General features: G+C 61.8%; 14 protein-coding genes. 5 read left to right on the forward strand and 9 right to left on the reverse strand.

Going from position 1 to position 14,207, the window contains the following annotated elements; genetic code table 11:
• Positions 1-43 precede the first annotated feature (43 nt).
• From BXA07_RS12185 to BXA07_RS12195, 3 genes are all read left to right on the forward strand, one after another.
• Positions 44-1,093 (forward strand): quinone-dependent dihydroorotate dehydrogenase, encoded by a 1,050-nt coding sequence (locus tag BXA07_RS12185; RefSeq protein ID WP_076568185.1) that lies wholly within the window; start codon positions 44-46, stop codon positions 1,091-1,093.
• Complete coding sequence (locus tag BXA07_RS12190; RefSeq protein ID WP_076568235.1) at positions 1,093-2,139, forward strand: aldo/keto reductase; 1,047 nt, start codon at positions 1,093-1,095, stop codon at positions 2,137-2,139. The genes BXA07_RS12185 and BXA07_RS12190 overlap by 1 nt, the downstream gene beginning before the upstream one ends.
• A 294-nt stretch (positions 2,140-2,433) precedes the next feature.
• Positions 2,434-4,902, forward strand: coding sequence for a TonB-dependent receptor plug domain-containing protein (locus BXA07_RS12195; RefSeq protein WP_076568186.1), 2,469 nt, complete (start codon positions 2,434-2,436; stop codon positions 4,900-4,902).
• A 91-nt stretch (positions 4,903-4,993) separates the two neighbouring features.
• Here BXA07_RS12195 and BXA07_RS31300 read toward each other — a convergent pair whose 3' ends face one another.
• A complete protein-coding gene (locus BXA07_RS31300; protein ID WP_244556256.1) occupies positions 4,994-5,551 on the reverse strand; it encodes a PEP-CTERM sorting domain-containing protein in 558 nt (185 codons plus the stop codon).
• Positions 5,552-5,973: 422 nt separating this feature from the next.
• Between BXA07_RS31300 and BXA07_RS12205 the strand changes: the two genes are divergently transcribed.
• Complete coding sequence (locus BXA07_RS12205) at positions 5,974-6,327, forward strand: MmcQ/YjbR family DNA-binding protein (RefSeq protein WP_076568187.1); 354 nt, start codon at positions 5,974-5,976, stop codon at positions 6,325-6,327.
• Here the strand turns inward: BXA07_RS12205 and BXA07_RS12210 are convergent.
• The 8 genes from BXA07_RS12210 to BXA07_RS12245 form a co-directional block, all read right to left on the reverse strand.
• Positions 6,324-7,256: a CysB family HTH-type transcriptional regulator gene (locus tag BXA07_RS12210; RefSeq protein WP_076568188.1), complete on the reverse strand. Its 933-nt coding sequence runs from the start codon at positions 7,254-7,256 to the stop codon at positions 6,324-6,326. The genes BXA07_RS12205 and BXA07_RS12210 overlap by 4 nt on opposite strands.
• 12 nt (positions 7,257-7,268) lie before the next feature.
• Positions 7,269-8,339 (reverse strand): sulfate/molybdate ABC transporter ATP-binding protein, encoded by a 1,071-nt coding sequence (locus tag BXA07_RS12215; RefSeq protein WP_071075790.1) that lies wholly within the window; start codon positions 8,337-8,339, stop codon positions 7,269-7,271.
• Between the two features lies 1 nt (position 8,340).
• Complete coding sequence (gene cysW / locus BXA07_RS12220) at positions 8,341-9,267, reverse strand: sulfate ABC transporter permease subunit CysW (protein ID WP_083708185.1); 927 nt, start codon at positions 9,265-9,267, stop codon at positions 8,341-8,343.
• On the reverse strand, positions 9,264-10,127 hold the full coding sequence (gene cysT, locus BXA07_RS12225; protein WP_083708179.1) for a sulfate ABC transporter permease subunit CysT: 864 nt from the start codon (positions 10,125-10,127) through the stop codon (positions 9,264-9,266). The genes cysW and cysT overlap by 4 nt, the downstream gene beginning before the upstream one ends.
• Before the next feature lie 268 nt (positions 10,128-10,395).
• On the reverse strand, positions 10,396-11,034 hold the full coding sequence (locus tag BXA07_RS12230) for a peroxiredoxin (RefSeq protein ID WP_076568190.1): 639 nt from the start codon (positions 11,032-11,034) through the stop codon (positions 10,396-10,398).
• A gap of 43 nt (positions 11,035-11,077) precedes the next feature.
• The gene (locus BXA07_RS12235) at positions 11,078-11,644 is read right to left on the reverse strand and encodes an RBBP9/YdeN family alpha/beta hydrolase (RefSeq protein ID WP_076568191.1); all 567 of its coding nucleotides are present in this window, start codon (positions 11,642-11,644) and stop codon (positions 11,078-11,080) included.
• A 44-nt stretch (positions 11,645-11,688) separates the two neighbouring features.
• On the reverse strand, positions 11,689-12,693 hold the full coding sequence (locus tag BXA07_RS12240) for a sulfate ABC transporter substrate-binding protein (RefSeq protein ID WP_076568192.1): 1,005 nt from the start codon (positions 12,691-12,693) through the stop codon (positions 11,689-11,691).
• A 130-nt stretch (positions 12,694-12,823) separates the two neighbouring features.
• Positions 12,824-13,207, reverse strand: coding sequence for a diacylglycerol kinase (locus tag BXA07_RS12245; protein WP_070281337.1), 384 nt, complete (start codon positions 13,205-13,207; stop codon positions 12,824-12,826).
• A gap of 154 nt (positions 13,208-13,361) precedes the next feature.
• Here BXA07_RS12245 and BXA07_RS12250 point away from each other — a divergent pair, with 154 nt between their 5' ends.
• Positions 13,362-14,141, forward strand: coding sequence for an IclR family transcriptional regulator (locus BXA07_RS12250; RefSeq protein ID WP_046685991.1), 780 nt, complete (start codon positions 13,362-13,364; stop codon positions 14,139-14,141).
• Positions 14,142-14,207: the final 66 nt, after the last annotated feature.

A 14,207-nucleotide genomic window follows, 5' to 3' on the forward strand; every position in this document is an offset into this window, starting at 1 on the left:
GCCAGCCCTTCCCGGCAGCCCGCACACCTACTCAAAGCGCCCCATGTCTGAAAAATTCCTGTACTCCCTCGCCCGTCCCCTGCTGTTTTCGATGGATGCCGAAGCGGCCCACCACTTCACCCTGCCCGCCCTGAAACGCGCCAGCGCGCTGGGCCTGACGAAGCTGGCCGGCAAACCGGCACCTGACCCGCGCACGGTGATGGGCATCACCTTCCCCAATCCCGTGGGCCTGGCCGCCGGCCTGGACAAGGATGGCGCGTACATCGACGCGCTGGCCGACCTGGGTTTCGGCTCCATCGAAGTGGGCACCGTGACGCCGCGCGCACAGGCGGGCAATCCGAAACCGCGCATGTTCCGCCTGCCGCAGGCGCAGGGCATCATCAACCGCATGGGTTTCAATAATGGCGGCGTGGACGCGTTTGTCGCCAACGTGCAGGCGTCGAAGTTCTACCAGAACCGCGCCGGCGTGCTGGGCCTGAACATCGGCAAGAACGCCGACACGCCCATCGAACGGGCGGCCGACGACTACCTGCTGTGCCTGGAAAAAGTCTATCCCTACGCCAGCTATGTGACGGTGAACATCTCGTCGCCGAACACGAAGAATTTGCGCCAGCTGCAGGGCGCGTCCGAACTCGACGCCCTGCTGTCGCAATTGAAGGAGGCCCAGGCGCGCCTGGCGGACAAGCACAAGCGCTACGTGCCGCTGGCCCTGAAGATCGCGCCGGACATGGATGGCGAACAGGTGAAAAGCATCGCCGAGTCGCTCACGCGCCACCGCATCGACGGCGTCATCGCCACCAACACGACCCTGTCGCGCAGCGCCGTCGAAGGCATGCCGCACGGCGCGGAAGCGGGGGGCTTGTCCGGCGCGCCCGTGTTCGAGCTGTCGAACAATGTCATCCGTTTGCTGAAGGCGGAACTGGGCGACGCCCTGCCCATCATCGGCGTGGGCGGCATCATGCAGGGCAGCGACGCCGTGGCCAAGTTCGAAGCGGGCGCGCAACTGGTGCAGCTGTACAGCGGCCTGATTTACGCGGGTCCCGCCCTGATCAAGGATTGCGCGCGCGCGCTGCGCGGCAAACAGGCGAAATGATCAACAAGATCAAACTGGGTTCCAGCGACCTGGAAGTGAGCACGATCTGCCTGGGCACGATGACCTTCGGCGAACAGAACAGCGAAGCCGAAGCGCACAGCCAGCTCGATTACGCGCTGGAACGGGGCATCAACTTCATCGACACGGCCGAGATGTACCCGGTGATGGCCAGCGCGCAGACGCAGGGCAGCACGGAGCGCTACATCGGCAGCTGGCTGAAGAAAAGCGGCAAGCGCGGCGATATCGTGCTGGCCAGCAAGGTAGCCGGACCGAACTCGCGCATGCACTGGATACGCAAGGGCAAGACGGACCACGACGCGGTCAACATCCGCGCCGCCGTCGAAGACAGTTTGCGCCGGCTGCAGACGGAGCACATTGACCTGTATCAATTGCACTGGCCCAGCCGCAACCTGCCCATCTTCGGCGCCAGCGTCTACAACCCGCGCAAGGAGCACAATTGCATCGCCATCGAAGACACGCTGGCCGTGCTGGGCAAGCTGGTCGACGAAGGCAAGATCGGCCACATCGGCGTGTCGAACGAATCGTCGTGGGGCGTGTGCGAATACATCAAACAGGCCGAGCTGAAAGGCTTGCCGCGCATCGCATCGATCCAGAACCTGTACAACCTGACGGCGCGCCATTTCGAGACGAGCTTGCTCGACGAGACCTGCCACCGGGAAAACGTCAGCTTGCTGGCCTACAGCCCGCTGGCGTTCGGCCAGCTGACGGCGAAATACCTCGACGATCCGCAAGCTCCGGGCCGCCTGACGCGCTTCCCGGCAGGCTGGAGTCCCCGCTACGTGCGTCCCGCCACCATCGAGGCGGCCCGGCAATATGCGGCGCTGGCCCGCGCGCACGACCTGACGCCGGCGCAGCTGGCGCTGGCCTGGTGTTACTCGCGCTGGTTCGTCGCCTCGACCATCATCGGCGCCACCAGCGTGGCGCAGCTGCAGCAAAATATCGATGCGCATGACATCGAATTGTCGCCGGAACTGGTGGCGGCCGTCGACGCCATCCACGCCAAGCTGCCCAATCCGGGGCAATAAGCCCCGCCGCCTGGCGGCCCGTGCCGCCGCCAGGTTTCCCGTCCTCATCGTGATAGTTGTATTTATACAACAGCCGGCAATTTACTGCTGTGCAGCATTGCGGCCTTGTCCTGCCCGGTCGTATGCTGGAAACGAGGCCATATGCGCTACGCGCACCATGTTGACGTCTTTCAGATATTTATTGCATATCGATAGACAGAACGATTCGTAAGCTCGCCGCGTGCCCACTGTTAATCTGATTGCATCACCGGACCGCCATGGTCCGCGCAACCACCAACCGAAGAGATATCGTCGATGAGTTCAAGCACTGCCCGCCAACACGTTCCCGCCCTGCCCGTGAAAACCGTTATCGCCGCCAGCCTGGTCGCCTGCTTCAGCCTGCCGATGCAGGCGCAAGCGCAGCAAGAACTGCCGGCCGAAGGCGAATTGCAGTCAGTGGTCGTCACCGGCACCTTCGCCAAGAACCGCCGCACCATCGATTCCGAATCGCCGATCGACATCCTCACCTCGCGCGACCTGCAAAGCACGGGTTCGGGTGAACTGGCCACCGTGCTGGCGCGCCTGCTGCCGTCGCTGAACTTCGCCCGCGCCACGGGCGCCGACGCCAGCGACGCCGTGCGCCCGGCGCAATTGCGCGGCCTGTCGCCGGACCAGACCCTGGTGCTGGTGAACGGCAAGCGCCGCTACACGTCCGCCGTGGTCAACGTCAACGGCTCGCTGGGCCGCGGCTCGGCGCCCGTTGACCTGAACGCCATTCCCCTGGCCGCCATCGACCACGTGGAAGTGCTGCGCGATGGCGCGGCGGCCCAGTACGGCTCGGACGCGATTGCCGGCGTGATCAACATCATCCTGAAAAAAGGCGCGGCTGGCGGCGACATCGAAGTGGGCTATGGCCAGACGCAGGAACGCGACGGCAAGCAAAAGTCCATCAAGGGTTCGGCCGGCTTCGCCCTGGGCGAGGACGGCTGGGTGCGCGTCTCGGCCGAAGTGGCGGAACGCGACCCGACCAACCGCGCCGGCGCCGATTTCCGCAACCCGCTGGAACCGCGCTACGGCAAGGTCAACCAGCGCTATGGCGACCCGGAAAGCAAGCCGGCGACGATTTTCCTCAACAGCGAATACCACATCAGCGATAACCTCGACTGGTATGCCTTCGGCAATTACGGCAAGCGCGATACGTCGGCCGCCGCCACCTGGCGCACGGCGCTGATCGAAGTGACGATACCTGCCACGCCCACCGTTCCGGCCCACAAGGAAATTGTGCAGCGCACGCCAATCTATCCGGAAGGCTTCTTGCCGTTGCAAAACAGCACCCTGACGGACCAGTCCATCGTCACGGGCTTGCGCGGCGAAGCGGCCGGCTGGCGCTGGGATGCCAGCATCAACTATGGCAGCAACAAGTTCGAACTGGACCTGGACAATACGGTCAACCAGTCGCTGGGCGCTGCCAGCCCCACGCATTTCTATGCCGGCTCGCTGAAAAACGAGCAGACCGTCTTCAATCTCGATGCGGCGCGCGAATTTCCCGTTGCTTACTTCACGGGACCGCTGACGGTGGCCGTCGGTGCCGAAGCGCGCCATGAAAAATACTCGATCGGCGCCGGCGAGGAAGCGTCCTACGTCACGGTCGTTACCACGCCCCCCAGCGCAGGCGGCGCGCAAGGCTTTTCCGGCTTCCAGCCCGCCAATGCCGGCAGCCACTCGCGCCACAACGAGTCGATCTATGTGAACCTGGAAGCGGAAGCGACGAAAAAGCTGTCGGGCGGCGTGGCCCTGCGCCATGAGCGCTACAGCGACTTTGGCAGCACCACTTCGGCCAAGGGTTCGGCCCGCTATGCGTTCACGGACACCCTGTCCCTGCGCGGCACCGTGTCGAGCGGCTTCCGCGCGCCATCGCTGGCGCAGCAGTACTACACCATCACCACCACCAACTTCCAGGTCATCAATGGCAACAATACGGCCATCGAGACGGGCACCTTTGCCGTCAATACGCCGCAGGCGCGCGCCCTCGGCGCACAGGACCTGAAGCCGGAAAAGGCCCGCAACTACAGCCTGGGCCTGCAGTTCCAGCCCAACCGCAACTTCACGACGACGGTGGACGCCTACCGCATCGACATCGATGACCGCATCCTGTTCTCGGCCAACCTGGCGCTGAACGACAAGCTCAAGGCCCAGCTGGCGACGCAAGGCTCGACCGTGGGCGCGGCGCGCTACTTCACCAACGCCGTCGACACGCGCACGGAAGGCGTGGACATCGTCAGCACCTACCGCATCGACCTGCAGGACAAGGACCGCCTCGACCTCACCGTGGCCTACAACCACAACAAGAGCACGGTGCGGAAAATCGCCGACAATCCGGCCATCCTGACGGCCAACAACCTGAAACTGATCGACCGCCAGAGCATCGACCGCATCACGGTCGCGTCGCCGAAGGACAAGTTCAGCCTGGCCGCCGACTATGGCTTCGGCATCTGGAACGTGCACGGCGTCGTGACCCGCTACGGCAGCTTCACCGTGCCGCAGAACGACGTCAAGCTGGACCAGACCTATGATCCGCAATGGGTGCTGGACGTGTCCGGTTCCGTAAAACTGGGCAAGAACTGGCGCCTGGTGGCCGGCATCGACAACGTCACCAACCGCTATCCGGCGCAAGTGACGAGCGCGGGCAACCTGAACGTCAACGGTACCCAGCCTTACAGCATCTTCGCGCCGAACGGCTTCAACGGCCGCTATTACTATGCCAAGGCTGGCTATAGCTGGTAAATACCGCTCCTCCATGCAAAAAGCCCGGAACGCATCGCGTTTCCGGGCTTTTTTTTGTGCTTTAGAGCAAGCGCCCGTGGGCGCTGCCAGCTCAGGCGCGGCGGCGGCGCGCGGCAAAACCGACCAGGCCCAGGCCCAGCATCAGCATGCCGTAGGTCGCTGGTTCTGGCACGGCCGAGACGGAACTGTAGGCGCGGAAATTGCTCAGGCCGCGCGGCAGGTTGGCAATGCTGAACAGCGTATTGGCGGCCAGCGGCGTATCCCAGTGGAACAGCAGTTCGCCACGGCCATAGTGCACGGCCAGGTAGTCGAAGCTGGAGTTGACGGTGAACGAACCGGACTTGCCGCTTTCCAGGTCGCCCTGGGCGGCAACGACCAGCGAGCCGGTACCGCTGGAAGGCAGACCAAACTTGCTGCTGACCAAGTTCAGGATGGCGGCAGCGCTTTGCGCACCGGGCGGGTTGGCGCCGTCATAGACCCAGACCGAGTCCGCTGCCACGCTGCCGTAAGTGACGGTATTGCCGCCCACCAGGAAGCCGCTCTTGGCGGGATCGGTGATTTCCACCCAGCTTGCCGCCTGGGCCAGTGGCGCCAGGCCAGCCGTAACGGTCAGGCACAGGCCCAGCAACGCGTGTTTGGTCATGTTCATATAGTTCCCCAATCTAGGTATTTCAATAAATGCAATCTTGATTATTTTTTTGTCATATTTCGTACCGCTGAGCAAAAGATATCATCGGGGAAATCAAAGTGCAATAAAAGAAACAAATTTTACCATTGGCATTTTCAATCGGCCTCATCAATTTATTGGCGCGACCGGCTATCGTGGGGCTTGCCGCCATTCAATCCATGGCCGGCTGCCGTTCGGGGAAACTGGATTGTTGTAAATCGGCACATATCTAGCAGTGGTGTAGCCCTGCGGTAATGGCCGGCATGACGCCAGGCGTGGTCATCCTCACACGCAATCGGCTGGCATCGGTGTTACGCTTCCTGATGACGGCTCACCATGCCCTGCTGCGGCCTGGCGCAGCCTATGCCTTTGACTACGACACGCAACAATATGGCGCTTGATGAATGACAACAGATGAACTGAAGGACTTTTGCGCAGCGCAGCCCGGCACGCAAGCCGTGCTGTACGGCCCGCCGTCGAACATCCTCGTGTATGAAGTGGGCGGCAAGAAGTTTGCCTACTTTAAGACCAGCACGCCCGAGCAGTGGCGCTTCAGCCTGCGCGCCAGCGCGGAACGCTTTATCGAACTGACGGACATGCCGGGCGTCAAACCGGCCCGCTACATGGGCCGCTTTCACTGGGTGAGCATCGTCGATGTCACCCACTTCCCCTCCGATTATCTGACGGAGCTGGTGCAGGATTCCTACGCCCGCGCCGTCGCCAGCCTGACGCGCGCGCAGCGCGCGGCCATAGCCTAGAGGGCTTCTTCCCCGGCCATGGCGCGGTCGATGTCGGCGCGCGTCAGGTCGGGCGCCAGCTGCAAAATGAATTCATAGGCATACGAGCGCAGGTAGGCGCCGCGGCGCACGGCCAGGCGCGTCGTATTCGTGGCGAACAGGTGCGACGCTTCCACGGCCCGCAGCCCCTTGTCGCGGCCATGGTCGAAGGCCATCGAGGCGACGATGCCCACGCCCAGGCCCAGCGCCACGTATTGCTTGATGACGTCAGAATCCATGGCCGTCAGGATGATGTCGGTGGCCACGCCCGCCTTGGCGAAGGCGTCGTCGATATGGCCGCGCCCCGTAAAACCCTTGTCATAGGTAATCAGCGGATACTTGGCCAGGTCTTCCAGGCGGATCGGCGAGTGTTCGAGCAGCGGGTGGCCGTCCGGCACGACGATCAGGTGGCTCCAGCGGTAGCACGGGAAGGACACGAGGTCGGGGAACTGGCTCAGGCCTTCCGTGGCGATGCCGATGTCGGTCTTGCCCGACAGCACCCATTCCGCGATGTGCTCGGGTGCGCTTTGTTGTAGCGCAATACGCACATCGGGATAGGCAGCGCGGAAACTCTGCACCACTTTCGGCAGCGCATAGCGCGCCTGCGTGTGCGTGGCCGCCACGGACAGGGTGCCGCTGGTCTGGCCGCTGTATTCGAGGCTGGCCTGCTGCAGGTTTTCCGCCTCGATCAAGAGGCGGTCGACGATCTTCAAAATGCCCTTGCCCGGCTCCGTCAAGCCCGTCAATCGCTTGCCGTTGCGCTCGAAAATCACCACGCCCAGCTCATCTTCCAGTTCGCGGATCTGCCGGCTCACGCCCGGCTGCGACGTGAACAGGGCGTTGGCCACTTCCGTCAGGTTATAGCCGCGGCGGGCCGCTTCGCGGATCGAACGCAGTTGTTGAAAGTTCATGGCTATCCTGTATCAAGTTCGGGTGGGTTCAACAAAGACGTGGAGGCGTTTCGGACGGACAACTAATGTCTCGCCCTCCTTCAGCTGCAGATGGCTGAAACGCTCATTCGACATCACCGCTTCGATCAGTTCGCTGTTATCGACGCGCTGCAAGTCCAGCTGGGCCAGCGGGCCGATCGCATGGGCGCGGCTCAGTTTCACGACGATGCCTTCGGCGCCCTGCGTGTAACGGTCGATTTCCAGGTCGTGCGGACGCACATAGGCCGTGCCCTTGCTGTCACTCACGCCCGCATAATCGGGCACCTCGAAGCTGGCGTCGCCGGTGGCCATCACGCCGTCATGCACGCGTCCATGGAACAGGTTGACGTTGCCGAGGAAGCCGTAGACGAAGGGCGAGGCCGGATGGTTGTAGACTTGCTCCGGGGAACCGAGTTGCTCGACCGTGCCCTTGTTCATCAGCACCACCTGGTCGGCCACTTCCAGCGCCTCTTCCTGGTCATGCGTGACAAAAATGCTGGTGACGTGCAAGTCGTCATGCAGGCGGCGCAGCCAGCGGCGCAATTCCTTGCGCACCTTGGCGTCGAGCGCGCCGAACGGTTCGTCGAGCAGCAGCACGCGCGGCTCGACGGCCAGGGCGCGGGCCAGGGCGATGCGCTGGCGTTGTCCGCCCGACAGCTGCGGCGGATAGCGGTCGGCCAGCCAGTCCAGCTGCACCAGTTCCAGCAAATCTTTGACTTTACGGCGGATCTGGTCTTCCGACGGGCGCTCGCTGCGCGATTTCACGCGCAAGCCAAAGGCCACGTTTTCGAAGACCGTCATGTGCTTGAACAGCGCATAGTGTTGAAACACGAAACCGACCTGGCGTTCGCGCACGTGGCGGTTCGACGCGTCTTCCGCATCGAGCAGCACCTGGCCGCTGTCCGGATGTTCCAGACCGGCAATAATGCGCAGCAAGGTTGTTTTACCGCAACCCGACGGGCCCAGCAGGGCCGTCAGTTCGCCGGCGGGAAAGTCCAGCGAGATATTGTCGAGGGCGACGAAATCGCCGAAGCGCTTGTGGATGTTCTTAACTGCGATGGTCATATCAGTGCTCCGTGGAACGTAAGGCGGAATCGTCGGCGTCGCTCTCGTTCAAACGCCACTCAATGAAGGCTTTCAGGGCCAGGGTCACCAGCGCCAGCAGGGCCAGCAGCGAGGCGACGGCAAACGCGGCGGCGAAGTTGTACTCGTTGTACAGAATCTCCACTTGCAGCGGCATGGTGTTGGTTTCGCCGCGGATATGGCCGGAGACCACCGAGACAGCGCCGAACTCGCCCATGGCGCGGGCATTACACAGGATCACGCCATACAGCAGACCCCACTTGATATTTGGCAAGGTGACTCTGCGGAAAGTGTTCCAGCCCGACGCGCCCAGCACGATGGCGGCCTCTTCCTCCTCGCTGCCCTGCGACTGCATCAGCGGGATCAGTTCGCGCGCCACGAAGGGGAAGGTAATGAAGATGGTGGCCAGCACGATGCCGGGCACAGCAAACAAAATCTTGATGTCGTGCGCCTGCAGCCACGGGCCGAACCAGCCCTGGGCGCCGAACATCAGCACGTAGATCAGGCCGGAAATCACGGGCGAGACGGAAAACGGCAAGTCGATCAGGGTCAGCAGGATGCTCTTGCCGCGGAACTCGAACTTGGCGATGCACCACGAAGCGGCCACGCCAAAGACCAGGTTCAGCGGCACGGCAATGGCGGCCGTGATCAATGTCAATTTAATGGCGGAAATCGCATCCGGGTCGATGATGGCGGCGATATACGCTTCCCAGCCCTTCTTGAACGCTTCCGCGAACACGGCCACCAGGGGCACGATGAGGAAAGCCGTCAAAAACAGCAGGGCGATGCTGATCAATACCGTGCGCACCCACAGCGGTTCCAGCACCACGGGGCCGACATTCGGCTCGAAGCGGCGCACTGTTGGCGGCGCAGTGTCCACGCCAGCGGCGGCAGTCGTATTCGTACTCATGATTTCTTCGCCTTTCCGCGCGTCCATGCTTGCAGCAGGTTAATCGTCAATAACAGCAGGAAAGACACCACCAGCATCACCACGGCGATGGCCGTGGCGCCCGCGTAATCGTATTGCTCCAGCTTGGTAATAATGAACAGCGGCGTGATTTCCGACACCATCGGCATATTGCCGGCGATAAAGATCACGGAACCGTACTCGCCCGTGGCGCGGGCAAAGGCCAGCGCAAAGCCCGTCAGCAACGATGGCAGAATCGTGGGGAAAATGACGCGGATAAACGTTTGCAGCGAGGAAGCGCCAAGGCTGGCGGCCGCCTCTTCCAGTTCCTTTTCCGCGTCTTCCAGCACCGGCTGCACGGTGCGCACGACGAAGGGCAAGCCGATGAAGGTCAGCGCCACCACCACGCCCAGCGGCGTGAACGCCACCTTGATGCCCAGCACGCCTTCGATGAACTGGCCGAACCAGCCGTTCGACGAATACAAAGCCGTCAGGGTGATGCCGGCCACGGCCGTCGGCAAGGCGAACGGCAAGTCGACGAGCGCGTCGATGATGCGCTTGCCGGGGAACTTGTAGCGCACCAGCACCCAGGCCAGGATGCCGCCGAACACGACATTCAACAGGGCGGCGATCAGCGAGGCGCCGAACGTCAGGCGGTATGAGGCCATCACGCGCTCGGACGTGACGGCGCTGAAGAAGGCGTCCCATGTCATGGTGAAGGTTTTCAGGAACACCGACGACAGCGGGATGAGGACGATCAAGGCCAGGTAAAAGAGCGTGAAGCCCAGTGACAGCTTAAACCCCGGCATGACCCGAAACGGCGCTCCGCGCGCCTTGGGCGGCGCTAGTGTTGCTTCAGACATGGAAACCCCTTCTTATTACATTTTTGAGTTATAGGGCGCAATAATCACATGCAATCGTTATAAAAAGAACTAACCATTTCTCATTTGCTTAGATGGATTTTGCATACTTGCCGGCAGAATCTATGGGCGAAAAAAAACGCACCGGCGAGGTGCGTTTTTTAGGAACAAGAGTGCCGAATAAAACGTTCAGGGCTAGGCGCGTTGCCGAAGACAGTACGAGTGTACGGCGAGGCAATGCAACAACGCCATGGACGTTTTTTCGGTGCTCTTACTTGTTGGGCTGTGGCGTCAAGCGCAAGTATGGCTTGGCGGCCGTAAAGCCCTTCGGATATTTCTGCTTGATCACCTCCGGGTCTTGCACGGTCAAGGGAATGATGACGTCGTCGCCGTCTTGCCAGTTGCCGGGCGTGGCCACCGTGTAGCCGTCCGTCAGTTGCAAGGCGTCGATGACGCGCAGGATTTCATTGAAGTTGCGGCCCGTACTGAGCGGATACGTGAGGATCAGCCGCACTTTCTTGTTCGGGTCGATGATGAAGACGGAGCGCACGGTGGCCGTGACGGACTGTTCCGGATGGATCATGTCGTACAGCACCGACACTTTCTTGTCGACGTCGGCGATGATGGGGAAGCCCACGACCGTGTTTTGCGTCTCTTCGATATCCTTGATCCAGCTCTTGTGCGACTCGGCCGCGTCCACGGACAGGGCGATGGCCTTCACGTTGCGCTTGTCGAATTCCGGCTTGAGCTTGGCCGTCAGGCCCAGTTCCGTCGTGCACACGGGCGTAAAGTCGGCCGGGTGGGAAAACAGCACCACCCAGGAATTGCCCGCCCACTCGTGGAACTTGAGCGGGCCGATCGAGCTGTCTTGTTCAAAATCAGGGGCGACATCGCCCAGGCGTAAAGTCATCGTGATCTCCTTGAGAGGTTGTGTAGCGAAGATGTTCGTCGTATCAGGCTGCCTGACGGTGACGTTTGTCGCTTTGCGCCAGATCAAACAGCGTTTGCAGTTGCGCCTGGCCGTAAATCCAGTCGCCCAGTCCCGATTCGGCATTGATGTGGCCGAGTTCACCGCCATCAATATACTTGCAATTCCAGCGCCGCGCCCATTGCGTGGCGTGCTCGGCCGTCATCCACGGGTCCGTCCGGCTGGCGATCAGGATGCCGGGGCAAGGCAGCCGCTTTTGCGGCAAGGCCTTGGCCACGCCAAACTTGTCCGGGTCGGCCGGCCCCACCAGCAGCACGCCGGCCACGCCCTGCGGGTCGCGCGCCAGGCTGTGTGCCGTCGTCAGGCAGCCGAAGCTGTGGGCGACGATCAGGGTGGGGCGGCCATCCTGGCGCCGCACCTGGTCCAGCCGCGCCGACCAGGTGGCCAGGTCAGGAGCGTTCCAGTCGTCCTGCTCGACCCGCTCGAATTGCGGATACAGGCGCTGCCAGCGGCTCTGCCAGTGCTCGGGTCCGCTGTTATGCAAGCCCGGCACGATCAGTACGCGGTAATCGGAAAAGCTGCGCAGCGCCATGATGTGTCCTTTTAGTAACGGTGTGGCAATCGTGCCATCCGGTATTACTTAGGCTGGTAGATCTGGTCGAAGATGCCGCCGTCGGCAAAGTGCGCCTTCTGCGCGGCCGTCCAGCCGCCCGCCACCTGCTCGATGGTGAACAGATTGACCTTGGCGAACTGCGACGCGTATTTCTTCGCTGCCTTGTCGGTTGCCGGACGGTAGTAGTTCTTGGCGATGATGTCTTGCGCCTCGTCCGTGTACAGATAGTTCAGGTAAGCCTCGGCCACCTTGCGCGTGCCATGCTTGTCGGCAAATTTGTCGACGACGGCGACGGGCGGCTCGGCCAGGATGCTGACGGACGGCGTGATGATGTCGAACTTGGTCGGCCCCAGTTCCTTGACGGCAAGATAAGCCTCGTTTTCCCAGGCGATCAGCACGTCGCCGATGCCGCGTTCGACGAAGGTGGTGGTGGCGCCGCGCGCGCCGGAATCGAGCACGGGCACGTTTTTATACAGTTTGCCGAGGAAATCCCTGGCCTTCGCTTCGTTGCCGCCCGGCTGGCGCAAGGCATAGCCCCAGGCTGCCAGATGGTTCCAGCGGGCGCCACCCGAGGTTTTCGGATTCGGCGTGATGACGGACACGCCCGGCTTGATCAGGTCGTTCCAATCCTTGATGCCCTTCGGGTTGCCCTTGCGCACCAGGAAGACGATGGTCGAGGTGTACGGCGAGCTGTTGTGCGTCAGGCGCTTTTGCCAGTCGGCGGCCAGCAGCTTGTGCTCGGCCAGCGCGTCGATGTCGTAGGCCAGGGCCAGGGTCACCACGTCCGCTTCCAGGCCGTCGATGACGGCGCGCGCCTGCTTGCCGGAACCGCCGTGCGATTGCTTGATCTTGACGTTGTCGCCCGTCTTGCCTTTCCACTCCTTGGCAAACGCCGTGTTCACGTCCTGGTACAGCTCGCGCGTCGGGTCGTACGAGACGTTGAGCAGGGTGATATCGGCGGCCTGCGCCGTTTGCAGAACGGCAAACGCGCTGAGGGCGGCGGCAATGATGATTTTTTTCGACAGCATCTAAGATCCCCGTATGGTTGAACTTTCAGAGCCACCAGATTACGGCGCCGCAGCCGCAAAGAGAACGAAGCGTTTCGCCGTTCGATATGCGATTTTCGCATATGGACGGAGCACAACGGGGGTAAAGCGGTTAATAGAAGCGGTTGAAGAGGACGACGGCCCAGGTGGCGAAGGCCAGGATGCAGGTCAGCAGCACGGCGGCGCTGCCGAAGTCCTTGGCGTTCTTCGACAGCGGATGGCGTTCCAGCGAAATGCGGTCGACCACGGCTTCCAGCGCGGAATTGATCAGTTCGACGATCAGCACCAGCAGCAGCACGCCGATCAGCACCAGTTTTTCAAACGCGGAAATGCGCAGCAGCAAGGCGATCACCGTGCCGACGACGAACAAACCCAGTTCCTGGCGGAACGCGTGTTCATGGCGCCAGGCCGCCTTCAAGCCGTCGAGCGAATAAAAAAAGGCGGAAAAAATCCGTTTCAGGCCGCTTTTACTCTTGAATTCATTTACAGGTTGCATAGTTTTCCATGGTTCAAAGCCTATCCGGTGCCCCCATTATGACGGGCGGCGTAGGGATTGTGACAATTTAATCGCTTTATATCTCGGAACATTTCACTATTTTTTCACATCATGGTATAAAGAAGGATGAATACTGCATTGCACCAAATCCATCATGAAAATTGAACCGGTCGCAGCCCCGAAGACGACGATCCAGGTCATCGAACGCATGGTCGCCCTGCTCGACGCCCTGGCCAAATATTCCGACCCTGTCAGCCTGAAGGAATTGTCCAAAGTGTCCGGCCTGCACCCCTCGACGGCGCACCGCATCCTCAACGACATGGTGCTCACGCGCTTCGTCGACCGCATCGAGCCGGGCACCTACCGCCTGGGCATGCGCCTGCTGGAACTGGGCAATGTGGTGAAAAGCCGCCTCAGCGTGCGCGAAGCGGCGCTGGACTTCATGCGCCAGTTGCACAAGAAAACCCAGCAAACGATCAACCTGTCCGTGCGCCAGGGCGACGAGATCGTCTACATCGACCGCGCCTTTTCCGAGCGCTCGGGCATGCAGGTGGTGCGCGCCATCGGCGGCCGCGGCCCGCTGCACCTGACCTCGACAGGTAAATTATTCCTCTCCGTCGACGAGCCGAAAGCCATCCGCGCCTACGCCACGCGCACGGGCCTGGCCGGGCACAACAAGAATTCCATCACGGATCTGCAAAAGCTGGAGCGCGAGCTGAGCCTGGTGCGCGAACGCGGCTATGCGCGCGACAATGAAGAGCTGGAACTGGGCGTGCGCTGCATGGCCGCCGGCATCCGCGACGACTCGGGCAAGCTGATCGCCGGCCTGTCGATCTCCGCCCCGGCCGACCGCCTGCAGGATGAGTGGCTGGTGGACCTGGTGGAAACGGCGAACCAGATTTCCGTCACCCTGGGATTCATTCCCCAAGACTGAAGCACTGCCGTATAAAAATGTTCAGGGCAAGGCGCACTAACGAAGACAGTACGCCCAGTACGGCGA

This window comes from Janthinobacterium sp. TND4EL3, from assembly GCF_900156175.1.
Classification (GTDB): Bacteria; Pseudomonadota; Gammaproteobacteria; order Burkholderiales; family Burkholderiaceae_D; genus Janthinobacterium.

What these genes read in the sequence shown, in the direction of transcription:
- BXA07_RS12195 (WP_076568186.1), top strand. Translation starts at nt 2,434, where the DNA reads ATGAGTTCAAGCACTGCCCGCCAACACGTTCCCGCCCTGCCCGTGAAA.
- cysW (WP_083708185.1), bottom strand. Translation starts at nt 9,267, where the DNA reads ATGAGTACGAATACGACTGCCGCCGCTGGCGTGGACACTGCGCCGCCA.
- BXA07_RS12215 (WP_071075790.1), bottom strand. Translation starts at nt 8,339, where the DNA reads ATGACCATCGCAGTTAAGAACATCCACAAGCGCTTCGGCGATTTCGTC.
- BXA07_RS12210 (WP_076568188.1), bottom strand. Translation starts at nt 7,256, where the DNA reads ATGAACTTTCAACAACTGCGTTCGATCCGCGAAGCGGCCCGCCGCGGC.
- BXA07_RS12245 (WP_070281337.1), bottom strand. Translation starts at nt 13,207, where the DNA reads ATGCAACCTGTAAATGAATTCAAGAGTAAAAGCGGCCTGAAACGGATT.
- BXA07_RS12185 (WP_076568185.1), top strand. Translation starts at nt 44, where the DNA reads ATGTCTGAAAAATTCCTGTACTCCCTCGCCCGTCCCCTGCTGTTTTCG.
- BXA07_RS31300 (WP_244556256.1), bottom strand. Translation starts at nt 5,551, where the DNA reads ATGAACATGACCAAACACGCGTTGCTGGGCCTGTGCCTGACCGTTACG.
- BXA07_RS12240 (WP_076568192.1), bottom strand. Translation starts at nt 12,693, where the DNA reads ATGCTGTCGAAAAAAATCATCATTGCCGCCGCCCTCAGCGCGTTTGCC.
- BXA07_RS12205 (WP_076568187.1), top strand. Translation starts at nt 5,974, where the DNA reads ATGACAACAGATGAACTGAAGGACTTTTGCGCAGCGCAGCCCGGCACG.
- BXA07_RS12250 (WP_046685991.1), top strand. Translation starts at nt 13,362, where the DNA reads ATGAAAATTGAACCGGTCGCAGCCCCGAAGACGACGATCCAGGTCATC.
- cysT (WP_083708179.1), bottom strand. Translation starts at nt 10,127, where the DNA reads ATGTCTGAAGCAACACTAGCGCCGCCCAAGGCGCGCGGAGCGCCGTTT.
- BXA07_RS12235 (WP_076568191.1), bottom strand. Translation starts at nt 11,644, where the DNA reads ATGGCGCTGCGCAGCTTTTCCGATTACCGCGTACTGATCGTGCCGGGC.
- BXA07_RS12230 (WP_076568190.1), bottom strand. Translation starts at nt 11,034, where the DNA reads ATGACTTTACGCCTGGGCGATGTCGCCCCTGATTTTGAACAAGACAGC.